The 13433-nt window shown below is 39.2% G+C and carries 15 protein-coding genes and 2 tRNA genes; 11 read left to right on the top strand and 6 right to left on the bottom strand.

From position 1 onward, the window contains the following. Positions 1-4 precede the first annotated feature (4 nt). The 5 genes from SUN_RS07515 to SUN_RS07495 are packed head-to-tail and all read left to right on the top strand — an operon-like array spanning position 5 to position 2515. The gene (locus tag SUN_RS07515) at positions 5-355 is read left to right on the top strand and encodes a TraR/DksA family transcriptional regulator (protein ID WP_011981135.1); all 351 of its coding nucleotides are present in this window, start codon (positions 5-7) and stop codon (positions 353-355) included. Continuing rightward, a complete protein-coding gene (locus SUN_RS07510) occupies positions 352-777 on the top strand; it encodes an NUDIX domain-containing protein (RefSeq protein ID WP_011981134.1) in 426 nt (141 codons plus the stop codon). The genes SUN_RS07515 and SUN_RS07510 overlap by 4 nt, the downstream gene beginning before the upstream one ends. A 1-nt stretch (position 778) precedes the next feature. Next, on the top strand, positions 779-1003 hold the full coding sequence (locus SUN_RS07505; protein WP_011981133.1) for a DUF2905 domain-containing protein: 225 nt from the start codon (positions 779-781) through the stop codon (positions 1001-1003). 4 nt (positions 1004-1007) lie between these two features. Next, positions 1008-1565, top strand: a complete 558-nt coding sequence (locus tag SUN_RS07500) for a CDP-alcohol phosphatidyltransferase family protein (protein ID WP_011981132.1) — start codon at positions 1008-1010, stop codon at positions 1563-1565. Continuing rightward, the gene (locus SUN_RS07495; RefSeq protein ID WP_011981131.1) at positions 1562-2515 is read left to right on the top strand and encodes an MBL fold metallo-hydrolase; all 954 of its coding nucleotides are present in this window, start codon (positions 1562-1564) and stop codon (positions 2513-2515) included. Before SUN_RS07500 ends, SUN_RS07495 begins: the two co-directional genes overlap by 4 nt. 9 nt (positions 2516-2524) lie before the next feature. On the opposite strand, the gene SUN_RS07490 is transcribed toward SUN_RS07495, so the two are convergent. From SUN_RS07490 to SUN_RS07475, 4 genes are all read right to left on the bottom strand, one after another. Beyond that, the gene (locus tag SUN_RS07490) at positions 2525-3610 is read right to left on the bottom strand and encodes a geranylgeranyl reductase family protein (RefSeq protein WP_011981130.1); all 1086 of its coding nucleotides are present in this window, start codon (positions 3608-3610) and stop codon (positions 2525-2527) included. A 248-nt stretch (positions 3611-3858) separates the two neighbouring features. After that, a complete protein-coding gene (locus SUN_RS07485) occupies positions 3859-4773 on the bottom strand; it encodes a hypothetical protein (RefSeq protein WP_011981129.1) in 915 nt (304 codons plus the stop codon). 482 nt (positions 4774-5255) lie between these two features. Continuing rightward, positions 5256-6074, bottom strand: coding sequence for a hypothetical protein (locus SUN_RS07480; protein WP_011981128.1), 819 nt, complete (start codon positions 6072-6074; stop codon positions 5256-5258). Between the two features lie 196 nt (positions 6075-6270). Next, positions 6271-6627 carry a hypothetical protein gene (locus SUN_RS07475; protein WP_011981127.1) on the bottom strand — a complete coding sequence of 119 codons (357 nt, stop codon included), beginning with the start codon at positions 6625-6627 and terminating at the stop codon, positions 6271-6273. Positions 6628-6971: 344 nt separating this feature from the next. Between SUN_RS07475 and SUN_RS07470 the strand changes: the two genes are divergently transcribed. The 5 genes from SUN_RS07470 (at position 6972) to SUN_RS07450 (ending at position 11037) form a co-directional block, all read left to right on the top strand. Continuing rightward, positions 6972-8027, top strand: a complete 1056-nt coding sequence (locus tag SUN_RS07470) for a hypothetical protein (RefSeq protein ID WP_011981126.1) — start codon at positions 6972-6974, stop codon at positions 8025-8027. A gap of 129 nt (positions 8028-8156) precedes the next feature. After that, positions 8157-8411 (top strand): hypothetical protein, encoded by a 255-nt coding sequence (locus tag SUN_RS07465; protein WP_011981125.1) that lies wholly within the window; start codon positions 8157-8159, stop codon positions 8409-8411. A gap of 208 nt (positions 8412-8619) precedes the next feature. After that, the gene (locus SUN_RS07460) at positions 8620-9699 is read left to right on the top strand and encodes a hypothetical protein (RefSeq protein ID WP_011981124.1); all 1080 of its coding nucleotides are present in this window, start codon (positions 8620-8622) and stop codon (positions 9697-9699) included. Continuing rightward, positions 9668-9892: a hypothetical protein gene (locus tag SUN_RS07455; RefSeq protein ID WP_011981123.1), complete on the top strand. Its 225-nt coding sequence runs from the start codon at positions 9668-9670 to the stop codon at positions 9890-9892. The genes SUN_RS07460 and SUN_RS07455 overlap by 32 nt, the downstream gene beginning before the upstream one ends. Positions 9893-9936: 44 nt before the next feature. Next, positions 9937-11037 carry a tyrosine-type recombinase/integrase gene (locus tag SUN_RS07450; protein ID WP_011981122.1) on the top strand — a complete coding sequence of 367 codons (1101 nt, stop codon included), beginning with the start codon at positions 9937-9939 and terminating at the stop codon, positions 11035-11037. Positions 11038-11082: 45 nt separating this feature from the next. Here SUN_RS07450 and SUN_RS07445 read toward each other — a convergent pair. Together SUN_RS07445 and SUN_RS07440 are read right to left on the bottom strand one after the other, a co-directional pair. After that, a tRNA-Met gene (locus tag SUN_RS07445) sits at positions 11083-11159 on the bottom strand. Positions 11160-11217: 58 nt separating this feature from the next. After that, positions 11218-11292 (bottom strand) — tRNA-Gln (locus SUN_RS07440). 364 nt (positions 11293-11656) lie between these two features. Between SUN_RS07440 and SUN_RS07435 the strand changes: the two genes are divergently transcribed. Next, positions 11657-13426 (top strand): ABC transporter ATP-binding protein, encoded by a 1770-nt coding sequence (locus tag SUN_RS07435; protein ID WP_011981121.1) that lies wholly within the window; start codon positions 11657-11659, stop codon positions 13424-13426. Positions 13427-13433 lie beyond the last annotated feature (7 nt).

The raw sequence follows: 13433 nt of genomic DNA, 5'->3' as shown, positions 1-13433 counted from the left end.
AATTATGCAAAAAAGAAATGATCTTGACCTTGATAGATTTGAAAACATATTAAAAGAGAGAGAGGCGCAGCTTGAAGAGAACATAGCACAACTGAAATCAGAGCTGGATATTGTAGGCAGTGATGATGGGATAAATGATGTGGAAGATCTTGCATCTCTGAAAAATATTAGTTCTAAGGACAATACCCTTTTGAAGCGACAGGAGGATGAACTCAAAGAGACACAGCATGCACTTACAAAGATAAAGAACGGCACCTATGGCATATGTGAAAAGACAGGTAAATCCATACCGGTTGAAAGACTAGAAGCCAATCCTATTGCAAGATATGTAGTGGGAGCAGAGGATCAGGATTGAGCATCAAAACACCGTTCGTTGCGGTTGACGGTATTGTGATGATCTATGACAATTCTGAAATGTTTAGAGGCATCGTCCTGATAGAACGCAAGAACCCTCCGCTTGGCCTGGCTTTGCCGGGAGGTTTTGTCAATGTAGGTGAGAGTTGTGAGAGTGCCGTTGTCCGGGAGATGAAAGAAGAGATATCACTGGATGTACAGATCATCAGACTGCTTGGTGTCTACTCTGATCCCAAAAGAGATCCGAGGTTCCATACGGTGTCGGCGGTCTATATCTGCAAAGCACACGGAGAACCCAAAGCAGCCGATGACGCAAAAAAATGTTTCGTCTATCCTCTCGATGAGATACCGATGGAAGAGCTTGTGTTCGATCATGCCAAGATCATTGAAGATTTTAAAAAGTACAGTAAAGGTACAGACTAAAATGGCAGATATTTGGAAAAGTATTATTTTTATAGGTGTTGTGATCGTACTTGTAGGTATCCTGCTTACCTTCAGTGACAAACTTCCTTTCTCTTTGGGGAAACTGCCCGGAGATATCGTGTATAAAAAAGAGAACTTCTCATTTTATTTCCCTATCACTACTTCGATCATCCTCAGTGTGATCCTGTCACTTCTTTTTTACTTTTTCGGAAAATTCTTCAGGTAATGTTATGCCTATGAATATCCCGAACATCCTGAGTCTTTTTCGTATTGCGGCAGCACCGTTCCTGTTGCTGACAGGATGGTTTGGACTGCCGGCAGGTTTTTTCATACTTTTTGGACTGATGTTACTTTCAGATGCTGTTGACGGATATGTAGCTCGAAAAACGGATCAGACAAGCGAACTCGGTGCAAAACTTGACAGCTATGGGGATATGACAGTTTATCTCACCACTCCGCTGGCTGCCTGGTGGCTTTGGCCGGATATCATTAAAGAGGAACTCCCCTATATCATTACAGTGGTCGGCGTCTATCTGCTGCCCGCTTTTTTCTCATTTTCAAAATTCGGGAGGATAGCCAGTTACCACACCTGGAGCGCGAAGATCTCGGCAGTACTGATAAGCATTGGTATCGTGCTTTTGTTCGGTTTCCATGACAACAGACTCTTTCATCTCTCGATCTGTTTTGTCATACTCGAAGCGATAGAGAATATCGCCATTACCTTCCTTCTCCCGAAGCCTGAGATCAACGTACATTCCCTCTGGCATCTTCTAAAGGAGCGGAGATGAAACTGACCTTTCTGGGAACCAGTGCCGGCAAACCTACCACAGAGAGGAATGTTTCCGCGCTTGGCTTGGAATTCGAACAGGACAACAAGTGGTATCTCTTTGACTGCGGCGAGGCGACGCAGCACCAGATCATGCGAAGCAGCCTGAGAGTTGGCAGACTCGACACCATTTTTATCACCCATCTTCACGGAGACCACTACTATGGTCTGTTGGGTCTGCTTTCCAGCAAAAAACTCGACAAAGCCTTCAACCCTTTGACCATCTATGGCCCCAAAGGGATAAAAAAGTTCATAGGGTGTGCCTTTGCCGATATTTCATTTGAACATCTCGGCTATCATCTGAAGATCATCGAATATGAAGTGGGTGAGACCTTCGTATTCGACAGGTTTACATTGAAAGTCCTGCCGCTTGTGCATTCTGTGGAGAGTGTTGCTTTTTACATCAAAGAGAACGATACAAGCAACAAACTCAATGAAGAGAAGTTAAGGGCGGAAGGTCTGGAACCATCTCCGCTTTACGGTGAACTGAAAAGGGGACGAAGCATCGTGTTTCATGGGAAGAAGCTAAAATCCAAAGCATTTATGCTTGAACCGGTACTGGGAAGATCACTGATCATCGCAGGCGACAACAGCCAGCCTGCTGTGCTGGGAAATTACCTGAATGATCTTGACCTGCTTGTGCATGAGTGTACCTATACTCAGGAAGTCTATGACCATCTGCCTGAGAAAGTACTGCATACCACTGCAAAAGATCTCGGGGAAGCAGCAGAGGAAAAACATGTCAAAAATCTCATAGCCACTCACATAAACCCGCGTTACAGCAAAAACAGCAAACTGGGTGTTGAAGTGGTCTATGATGAGATCAGAGAGTATTATAAGGGCAGGTTGTTCATCGCCAATGATTTTGATGTGTACGCACTGGGGAAGGACAGGGTGGTTCGAAAAGGGTAGCAGGGTTTATCATATCGTTAGAAGCTTTTTCATGACTTTGTAGAAAAATGTCCTATTGAGTTTGACCTCTCTGTGTCCCAACCAGAAATCCACCATTCTCTGCTGCACTGCTTTGTTCCGGTATAGATGCATCATCATTGCAATGGTCAGATCGTTTTTTAAAAACAGCTTCTGCAGTCTCTGAAGGGTGGTGAATTTTTGAAGGTATGTGTCGTTCCATCTCTTCTCATATTCGGAAGGGTCTGCCTGTTCGGTGAGTACTGCTGAGAGCAGGTGCGCAGAAGCCATCGCATAGTAGATCCCTTCGTAGGTGAACGGCAATACCTGTGAAGCGCTGTCTCCCACAAAAAAGACACGGTCTTTATAAAAGACCGGATTCTCAAATTGCGGGATCCTGTAACCAAGGAGTTTGACCTTTTCTTTTACATCCAATTGCTTCATGAAGTGTTGAATATGTGTTTCGTCATCACCTGCCAGGGTTCCTATATTTGATCCATTGGTATGCGGGAAAGCCCAGGCATAATAACTTCCTGCAACTTTGGAACCAAAATGAAATTCACACGTTTTATATGCAGTGTGGGCCAAGTCCGCATAGCGTGTCATCGCGGAAGGGACCCTGTCCCCGTTGATGCATTTTCTGACTTTCGAGTTGACGCCATCGGCACCTACAAGATAGCCTGCATGTATCTTTTTGTAGACACCATCCTGCTCTATGGTCACTATAATGTACCCATCACATACTTCAACATCCACAAAAGAGGCTTCCAGAAGTGTCGCTCCGGTATCTTCAGCTCTATTGCGCAAATAGGTATCGAACTCAACACGGTCCACAATGCCTAAGGGCATCTGAGAAATGTCTACCTCCACACGCTTTGTTCCGAAGACCAAGGCAATACTGTTTACCTCTTTTCTGATCAGTTCTCTATCGATATCAAATTCATCAAAAGCATCCAGACGAATCCCTCCACCGCAGGGTTTCCTGAAATTAAAATTTCGCTGTACCAATATGGTTTCTTTTCCGGCTTCAGCAAGGTATCTGGCCAGTGTAGACCCCGCCGGGCCGCCTCCGATTATCAGAATGTCTGTTCGTATCATCTTTTGACTTTGTTTTTTCAATTATAGGATATTTATACTTTGTCAATGTCATCAATGAAAGAGAGGCAGGAGTGTACCTGCCATTTTTGTTTCCGGACGTCACTGCAAGAATGATCAGCCCCAAATACTCTCTCTCCCCGCCGCTGGGAAAGCTGGTTGTGCAGAACTAAAGACCGGAATATGTAGGCGGGTTTCAAAAACGCTTTGCATGGATGCGGTCGGCTTGTCGCCATACCGATTTAGAAGCCTTACTGATACGTGATCAGTTTAGGCATATCTCTTACTCTTTTGTTCCCGACTGGTTCAAGGCCGAGCACCTGTTTTGGTGTCATGACCGGGTGGTCCGCTTTGAGAAATACTTTGAATCCTCCTACAACTTTTGCCGCACGTGCTTCTGTATAGAGACCGTTGTATATCTTGATCTTCAATGCCGGAGACCCATGTCCATCAAGGTGCATGACCAGATGTACCTTTTTGGTATATCTGATCGCTTTTTTGTCTTTTACCATATTTTCCGTGAACATATGCACCATCAGGATCTTGTCCACAAGATGGTTTTTTTGCACATATGAAGATATGAGGTCCTGAACGGCATTGATCTGGGTTCCGGTGATGGACCCGATTTTCTTGCCTGGACGTACACTGAGGTTGTCGACCGAGAATTCGGGATCGACCGCGATATGTACATTGTCATATTTCAGGTACTTCAGCAATGGTTTGACTGCCTGTGCAGGGCTTTTTTTGCCAAGCTGTACATCGATGAAGAGTACAAGTCCGTTTTTCTGTGCCGCATGAATGTACTCCATCAGCTTTTTCTCACTCAGTGTAATGACATATTTGCCGTTCTTCCCCGGAGAAGTGGTTGCCATTTCATAAATAAGGTCAAAACCCGGTGTGACATGCTGTCCATTGCCCAAAGCTTTTTCATACTGTTTGGCCCGTGCTTTTACCTTCTGTATGATCGTAGAAATAGGATACTCTCCCAGGATACCCATAGTCTTTACATGCGGACGGCCATAGTAGGCTATGATCATATTGTAGTTGGAAGGCAGTGTTCTCAATGCATCTTTTTCTGCACCTACCGCAGGAGAAGCGTGCAGAAAAGTGCCCATGCCCATTAGAAGGGGCAGAAGTATTTTTTTTATGTTTTGTGTCTGTTTCAATTTTTTCCTTTAAGTTATTATTTTACCAGCAATAATTCGTATTTACTTGAAAAATGTTAATATTTTAAGGGGGGGAGGAAATGTGCTTATGATTTTTAAGAATTGGAAAAAATGGTGATTGGTTGCGGGAGAAGGATTTGAACCAACGACCTTCGGGTTATGAGAGCGTCTAAAATTCCCAGTTTTAGGGCATAAAATACAAAATGTCACCACAAACCGCACCAAAATATACTTTAATTTTACTCAATAAAAAAATTCTACATTACCTTATAAAACATGCCTATAGAGAATATTTTATAAGGTTTTCTGTTGCAGGGCATAGATTTATGGCTCGAAAACGTCGCTACAGCGAATAACGACTATCTTGAAAAATATGCCGTTTTTCTTTAGCTTAGTTTGACAATTATTTAAGATATTTTCTCAAAGAATTTCTAAAGGGCGACTATGTAGGCATATTTTTCTTCCAAGTTTTTGTTAGATGTTTATCTAAGCCAAACAGCAACACTTGATCTAACTTTAAATATTTCTTCTATTTGCTCTTTTTGTTCGTCAGTTATGTCATCAATAAGTTTTTCAATAAACTTTTCACCTATACCTGTTGTTGAATCTTTGATAAGAGGATGAATTTTTCTTGCGACTTCAAAAATAAAATTTTTTTCAAATACTACTTGTTTTTTGCCATATAATTTTAATTCAGGTACTTTTTGTGCATCTGGAACAGTAATTGTACCTCCTGTATGTACTATGGAATGTCTTAGTTGCCATAAAATTCTTAATTGTTTTTCTGCATTTGCATTAAATAACTGAAAGTTTAAATCAAAAGCACTAAAATAACTGTTTACTTTACTAGGGTTATGCCAACCAGGTAAACTATCAGATAAAAGTAAACCAATAGAAGTTGAGTTAGAGCCTCGGTAAGAAGATAATCTAATTAAATCAATTGATAAATTAGCAGATTTATTAATTTTTTTAAAAAAATTTTCTACATCAAAGTCTTTTAAGTAGATACTGTAATCAAACATTAAAGCAAATAAATATCTTTGATATGTTTCAAAATGTCCCATTAGGGTTGGAAGCATTGCAACTACAATATGCTGAAGACTATCTAAACTATCTTTTGAATATTCATTGTCATTATTTTTTGGGAATTTATTAATACAAAAGTTAACTGCATCCTTAGCTTCTACAGTATATTTTAAAAATGCTATTGCTGGATGCTGCATATAGTCATTATGGCTAAAATTATGTTGTGAATTAGAATCAATAAGATATTCATTAAATTCTTTTGATCTTCTAGACACTGTATCCCTTTTTTTAGTAATTTTTGTGTCTCTTTTAAAAAAGAGACCGGTCTTACATAGTCAGTTTAAAATTTTCTTGAAAAGTCAATACCGTAAAAACTTTCATGATAACACTCGAACTGTACATTTAACGGTCAAATATAGCTGACAAGTCGCCGCTAGGCTACTTATTGGCTACTATGTTTTGTTAGCATTTTTAACCATCTTTTGTGATATTTTCAATATAATCATCATAATCTTGTTCGTCTTCTTCTGATAATTCGCTATAAGTTACATTATCTAAATAAGAACCAACAGTAGCAATATTTTCTTCTAGGATAGGAAATAATGCATCTTCTTCTTTTATATCTTTAACATATACTTTTGCGTATCTATCTCCATCTTGTAGTTCAATTTGAGTATAGTCAGATATATCTATTTTTTCTTCAATTCCTTCATCTATTTTTTCTGCAAACTCAGATTCATCAATATCTATACCATTGTCACTAATATTTGAACTAAAACTATTATATTTTCCATCAGGATTGATAGTTATAAACTTTACTTTTTTCATTAAATATCCTTCTTTTTTTATGTATTATATCATTATAGTTGTTGTTATGCTAACTTTTTATTAAAGGAACAAAATGTCCTTCTATTACGAATTTCAGTATGAAGAGTATATCAAATATGTTTTGATATTGGTAAAAAGAGGTTAAGTTTGTATATTTCCCCAATGTTTTATAGTGTTATAATAATTTCTAATGTCCTTTTAGGTTGTAAATAGCCGTTATTTGGACAAAGTGTTCTGTTATTTGTTGATTTCTGGCAATAAAGGACAAAATGTCCTGTTTCAAAACCTTATAAAATTATATTTTATAAGGTTTGTTATCCCCTACAATTTGATACAATTTATCCATGTATGAATTAACAGGTATTAATGAAAAGCTGATTACCTCATTTTACAAAACAATGGATAAAACATATCAAAAAGATAATTGGTATACTATTATATTGGTTGCAATACAAAAAGGTCTACAAACAGTTGTTCCTCAAGTTTCCATAACTTTTCTTGAGCCATACCTTAAAGAGAGATTAAAACCTTTTGTAGAATACAAGAAACTAGGTATTATAATTCGTGACTTTATAGATGAAAATGAAGCGATAGAAGCCTACAATAATACTTGTAATAAAAAAACAATCAATGAAGATGAAATTGTATTAATCGATGTAATATATGATCTTTTAAAATATGATCAAGTGATAATTATAGCAGATAAAAAATACTTAGCTTCAGCTACTCAACTTTTATATTGGCGTGATAAATATCATAATGCTTTAGCTACTTTAAATGCATTATATAAAAACAAACCAGATGAAATGAATTATACAACATCGACAAATACACTTAAAGCACCTAAAGATAAAATCAACTTTCTAAAACCCTCATTAAAACTTGCAATTGCAAATCCAAATAAAGAAAGTAAAAAGGAAGAGATACAGTTTGAGCTTCTTGGATATTATGGTCGAGAACATCATATGATAGCTCGTTCAATACATTACTTTTCTGAAATTAAAAAACTTGATTCAGATAATGAAATTGTAGATGCAATTGCTAAACTCAAACCATATGTTGATAGTGACCGTACAATTGAACCTTCTGACATTTATATAAGTTGGTATGCACATTGTATTAGTATATATAGAAAACTATCTAAAAATAAAATATCTACAAGAAAAGCACTTGAAGTAGCGAAACATTATTCTGATATATTATTCCCACATATGAAAGGTAAAAAAGTAGTGAGTGAATATACTGCAAAGAAACCTATTAGAGAGTGTGCAATATTCGATGGTTTACGTCTTTTAGACTTTTCTGATAAAAGAAATAAGATCATTCGCTCTAAAGAAGAAATTGAAGATACAGAGCTATATTTAAAGGAGATAATTAAAGTTTGTAACCGCTTCAATTAAGATTCAACTTTCACGAATGTCCTATCTCACTCAAAATTCATAGATTTAAAACTCCTCAATTAGTTAGCATAACACTGTCGACAATATAACTCAGCGTTGAGGCTAAAAATTATATTTAAAGGATTCAGAATGTTAACCCTAAAAGGTACATTACTAAATATTTTCACTAATAGTGATTTTACAAAAGAGGATGGAACTGTCGTTCCCGGAAAAACGAAACTGCAACTACTTGTAAAAACACACATGAGAAACGGAGAGCTGAGGAATGAACTCTATGATCTTTCCATTCCCATTGAAAAACTTGAACTCTATCGTCAGAAGATCGGTAAAGAAGTTGAGGTCGAAGTAGCCCTGGTGGGCAAAGCAGTCTTTTATGGAATCTAGTGGCCGTAGCAAGGCGGAGGTCTGACAACGAGCCAAGCATCTTGAAGATTAGACACATTTCATCGAGGCGTCAGTGAAAGGAGCGTGGCGCGGATGCGGAGGACGGCTTCACGCCCGCACGCAGAGCACCACGCGAACGCACTGACTTACTTTAGGGGTATTAGTAACACCCCTATCTAAAACACATACGTTTACAAAGGATAATAAAATGAAAAGAAAGATATTAAATAATATTACAGACTTGAAAACCATACCGGGTATAGACACTCTGTACTATTTTTGTGAAACAAATACAGAGTATCCAAATCTATTTGAGAAGATAGAACATACCCTTAATGAGGAAAAAGAGATCATGCAGATCAGAGGTGTGGATGCGGATACCACAGAGTTGACTATAGAGATAGCCAAAAACCCGTTTAAGCATCTAGGCAAAGCAGAAGGATATCTTTGGTTTGTAGATCAAAACAGTTTGTTTAAAATAGGATTTAAAGACCCGGAAACAAATACCGGACTGCATAATATACGTGTACAGCTTTTAGCCAACGGTATCTATGCAGTAGGGATTAAAGAACTGATTCCTCACATTGACGCTATGTTTGAAGAATACATCACCGGATACAAACCGATCACCAGGGCAGACTTGAACAGTTTTGTGCAGCTTGACCTCTCATTCATCGATGAAACGATGTTTGCCACACGAAAAAGAGATATGGATATACGCAAAAAGCTTCACTCCAACATCATGCAGACCATATATGTGGGCAAAAAGCCTTTTTTGCTGCGGATATACAATAAAAAGGATGAGTTGAAGAACAGCTACAAAGAGAAGTTGATGAAATTTTACTTTCAGGACAAAGGTTTCCGGTACGACAAACCGATCTTCAACGTGGAGTTTGAACTGCACAGACAGTTTTTGAGAACCTACAAGATAGATAGTGTAGATGATCTGTTGGAAAATGCGGTCAAACTTTTTGATGAGTGCATCAATGCCATTAGGCTGATAGACAATGATACCGTTACAATGACAAATCGATACAGAGCGGCTACGCACCCCATCTGGGAAAAGATACGAGGTGACTATACGATAGAGAATTTCATACAGAACGGTACACTGCTTGAAAAACTCAAACGTAAGCAATACAGCTATGAACTCGAAGCATTTGAAGAAGAGTTTAAAGCACTGATAAAGCGTGCCTATATCTATTCGCTGCCGGTTACTATGGCATTGATAGAAAAATATTATAACGAGAAGAAGAATGAAATGGGTCAAAATAGGTCAAGTGACTAACTACATCTCATTGTCAGAACAGAAGATCAGGCAACTGATTCATGATGATCTGTTGGAAGAGGGCATACACTATGTGAAAAACCCTCATATCGGTCATACATTATTTAACCTTGAAGCACTTGAAAAATGGCTGCTTCAGGATGTAGAGAGTACAACTGCAAAGCATATGAAAGAATTACTCAAGGAGTGGTAAGCTAAAATAAGTATGGTTTGTGGTGACTCAAAGGAGTCAATACAATGGCAAGCATCTATTCACGCAAAGGAATTTTGCAGGTCAAATACAAAACCGATGAAGGCTGGAAACAAAAGAGCACAGGGCTGAAAGATACACCAAAGAACAGGAAGACGATCATTAGAGAACTGCTTCCTGCACTTGAAGAACATCTGGCACAAAAAGCTCAAAAAGAAGAAAAAGAGCCTATCGAGAAATATGCGCGGCTATATCTGCTGAAAAAAGAAAATCTCAAAACCTATTGGGAGATTCACCGCAGGGTAGAGAAGATAGTCGAGTTCTTTAACAAACGTGACATAAGAGAGATCAAGGTATCAGAACTTAGAGCCTGGCTTAGCAGCTTTGATGTTGCAACCAAAACACTGAAAAGTTATGTGGTCGATTGCAAGGGTATCTTCCAGGTCGCCCTGGAAGAAGAGATACTTTCCAAAAATCCATTTGTCCATATAAAAGTTGTCAAAAACGGTAAAGAGAGTGAAGAGGTCATACCTTTTACCTCACAAGAAGTGCAAACCATCTTGGAACATGCACCCAGACCATTGAAGAACTTTCTGGCAATCGGGTTTTATACGGGTATGAGATCAGGAGAAATTCTTGGATTGCAGCTTTCGGATATTTACGATAAAAGGATCACTGTCAAGCGCAGCATATCCAGAGGAGTGATTTCCACACCCAAAACGGTTAAAAGCATACGTGAAGTACCGCTTTTTGATGTGCTTAGACCTTATTTGAATGAACAGGTACAAACTGCAAGGAAGCTAAAGAGTGTCTACCTTTTTTCCAATGAAGGAAGGCATCTTTACAGTGTGGATACAATTCGGGGTAAAAAACCTTACGGAGTGTGGGCAAAACTTTTGTCTGATCTGGAGATACCATATAGGAAAATCTACAATACCAGACATACGTTCATTACAGCGATGTTAAAATCAGGTGAATTGAGTGTATTGGAAATTGCACAGATAGTAGGGCATACCAACTCTAAAATGATACTTGAAAATTATGCACGATTTATCAAAGGTGAACATTTGAAAATAAGGAGTTCATTTAATCCATTTTTTGATGGTGACATGCGTGGTGACACTCGTGGTGACATCAGAAAAGTTTAAGTTTCTTGCAATCGTCTCAAACAATGGTATTTAGGGGGTTTGAATTGGTTGCGGGAGAAGGATTTGAACCAACGACCTTCGGGTTATGAGCCCGACGAGCTACCAAACTGCTCTATCCCGCGACAGTTATGAGAGTGAGATTATAGCTTGAATAAATATATTCAAACTTAAATCTTCTTATGGATGGGGTAGAGGGATTCGAACCCCCGAATGCCAGTACCAAAAACTGGTGCCTTACCGCTTGGCGATACCCCAATTAAATAAGCTTTATTGCTTATGTGGACGGCATTATAGCACCAAATGTTTCTCTTGTCAAGATGTTTTTGAAAAAAAATTAAAAAAATATCATTATTGTGTACAAGCTTATGAAAAATTTCCTCAATGTATGTATCAGTTAGAGTCTGTTAGGAGTAATTTATCTAGGATTTCATTTCGATAATAAATTTAGAATAACGAGATATTCATTGCTTGTAGTTGGATAGTTTACTAGTTTTTAAGTTTTAAGACCTCAACCAGCACCTTTTTTATGGGCTTAATTGAAGTAATAGATGTAGAAAAGAGTTTCCATACCATTGTAGGGAAGTGTGTTATAATGCACAAAATAAAATGAAGGCAGGGTGTGAACTACAAAAAAAAGTGCAGTATCAAAGGCATTGTCAATAACCTTTTAGCGCACAGAAGAGAACTAATATTTGGAAATATTATCGCGACCTTCGCCACGCTGCTGGTCGTGGTCATCCCTCTTTTTATTCCTATTATCGTAGATGAACTGCTTTTACATAAAGACCATGGATTTATCACTTTCATCTCGACGCACATCTTTACGTCAGATACCAAAGGTTATGTACTTTTCATTCTGGTGCTTATCCTCTTCCTGCGTGTTCTGAGTACGCTCCTGTCGATACTCCAGACAAAGATATTCGTTTCCATATCAAAAAATATTACCTACAGACTCCGAGAGGCTATGCTGCATCATCTCAAACGTGTTTCACTCAAAGAATACGAGATGATCCGTGTGGGGGCAGTGACCTCAAAGCTCGTTACGGATGTAGAGACCATAGACGGTTTTGTGAGCAGTACGATCTCCAAAATGATCATTGCCGTGCTGATCCTCTTCTTCTCAGCCATTGTGTTGCTCTGGATCCACTGGCAGCTGGCACTTTTCATCCTGGTGACCAATCCTATTGTAGTACTCTTTACCGTGAAACTCTCCCGGAATATCGGAAAACTGAAAAAAGAGGAGAACAGGGCGATCGAACTTTTTCAGTCTGCCCTGACAGAGACGCTGGAACTTTTTCATCAGATACGTGCGGCGAACAAAGAGGAGTACTTCTTCGGACAGAGTGAGGCCAAAGCCAGAGAGCTGAAGGAACACTCTGTCAATTACGGCTACAAAAGCGATGCTGCGGTAAAATTCTCCTATCTGGTCTTTCTTTCTGGCTATGAGATTTTCAGGGGAGTGAGCATTCTGGCGGTGGCCTACAGCGATTTGAGTGTAGGGCTGATGCTGGCGATATTTTCCTACCTCTGGGTCATGGTCTCGCCTATTCAGGATATTATTAATTTCCAGTATGTCCTGGCTACGGCAAAAGCTGCCTGCAAACGTATCAATACCGTGTTCGAGATGGAACAGGAACCACTGATAGAGGAGAAGGTAAACCCCTTTATAGGTGTTGAGACCATCGGTATAGAGGTCAGGAACCTCTCCTTCGCCTGCATTAAAGACAAACCTATATTAGAAAATATTAATCTCCATATCAAGTCTGGCTCAAAGGTGGCCATCATCGGTGCCAGCGGGAGTGGAAAGACGACACTTTCCAATATAATTGTCGGATTCTATCCTCTGGATGAAGGAGAGATCTTTTACGGGGGTGTCTCGAACCGGGAATTGAAACTTTCCACTATCCGTGAAAATATTCACCTTATATTGCAACATCCTAAACTCTTTAATGATACAATGTTGTTTAATCTGACTCTTGGCAAGATCTACAGTGATGAAGCGGTGCAAAAGGCATTGCAGATCGCACAACTTTGTGATGTCATAGAGAATTTGGATTCAGGGCTGGATACGCTTGTCGGTAAAGACGGTATCAAGCTGAGTGGCGGACAACGCCAGCGGGTAGCCATAGCAAGGATGATCCTGAGTGACCCGCGTGTGGTCATTTTCGACGAATCCACGTCGGCACTTGATGTGCACACTGAGGCAAGACTCTTTGAAGCACTGCAGGATTTTTTGAAAAACAAGACGGTCATCACGATCGCACACAGACTCAGTACGATCAAAAGTGCAGAGTATATCTATGTGCTTGAAGATGGTCATGTCGCAGATCGCGGTACACCACATGAGTTGCTGGAAAAAGACGGAAGTTATTTCAGCTCCATGATTTAAGGAATTG

It is taken from the genome of Sulfurovum sp. NBC37-1 (genome assembly GCF_000010345.1).
Classification (GTDB): Bacteria; Campylobacterota; Campylobacteria; order Campylobacterales; family Sulfurovaceae; genus Sulfurovum.
This window is presented reverse-complemented; position numbering and strand designations above follow the sequence as displayed.

What these genes read in the sequence shown, in the direction of transcription:
- SUN_RS07500 (WP_011981132.1), top strand. Translation starts at nt 1,008, where the DNA reads ATGCCTATGAATATCCCGAACATCCTGAGTCTTTTTCGTATTGCGGCA.
- SUN_RS07450 (WP_011981122.1), top strand. Translation starts at nt 9,937, where the DNA reads ATGGCAAGCATCTATTCACGCAAAGGAATTTTGCAGGTCAAATACAAA.
- SUN_RS07490 (WP_011981130.1), bottom strand. Translation starts at nt 3,610, where the DNA reads ATGATACGAACAGACATTCTGATAATCGGAGGCGGCCCGGCGGGGTCT.
- SUN_RS07515 (WP_011981135.1), top strand. Translation starts at nt 5, where the DNA reads ATGCAAAAAAGAAATGATCTTGACCTTGATAGATTTGAAAACATATTA.
- SUN_RS07495 (WP_011981131.1), top strand. Translation starts at nt 1,562, where the DNA reads ATGAAACTGACCTTTCTGGGAACCAGTGCCGGCAAACCTACCACAGAG.
- SUN_RS07455 (WP_011981123.1), top strand. Translation starts at nt 9,668, where the DNA reads ATGAAATGGGTCAAAATAGGTCAAGTGACTAACTACATCTCATTGTCA.
- SUN_RS07505 (WP_011981133.1), top strand. Translation starts at nt 779, where the DNA reads ATGGCAGATATTTGGAAAAGTATTATTTTTATAGGTGTTGTGATCGTA.
- SUN_RS07475 (WP_011981127.1), bottom strand. Translation starts at nt 6,627, where the DNA reads ATGAAAAAAGTAAAGTTTATAACTATCAATCCTGATGGAAAATATAAT.
- SUN_RS07470 (WP_011981126.1), top strand. Translation starts at nt 6,972, where the DNA reads ATGTATGAATTAACAGGTATTAATGAAAAGCTGATTACCTCATTTTAC.
- SUN_RS07465 (WP_011981125.1), top strand. Translation starts at nt 8,157, where the DNA reads ATGTTAACCCTAAAAGGTACATTACTAAATATTTTCACTAATAGTGAT.
- SUN_RS07460 (WP_011981124.1), top strand. Translation starts at nt 8,620, where the DNA reads ATGAAAAGAAAGATATTAAATAATATTACAGACTTGAAAACCATACCG.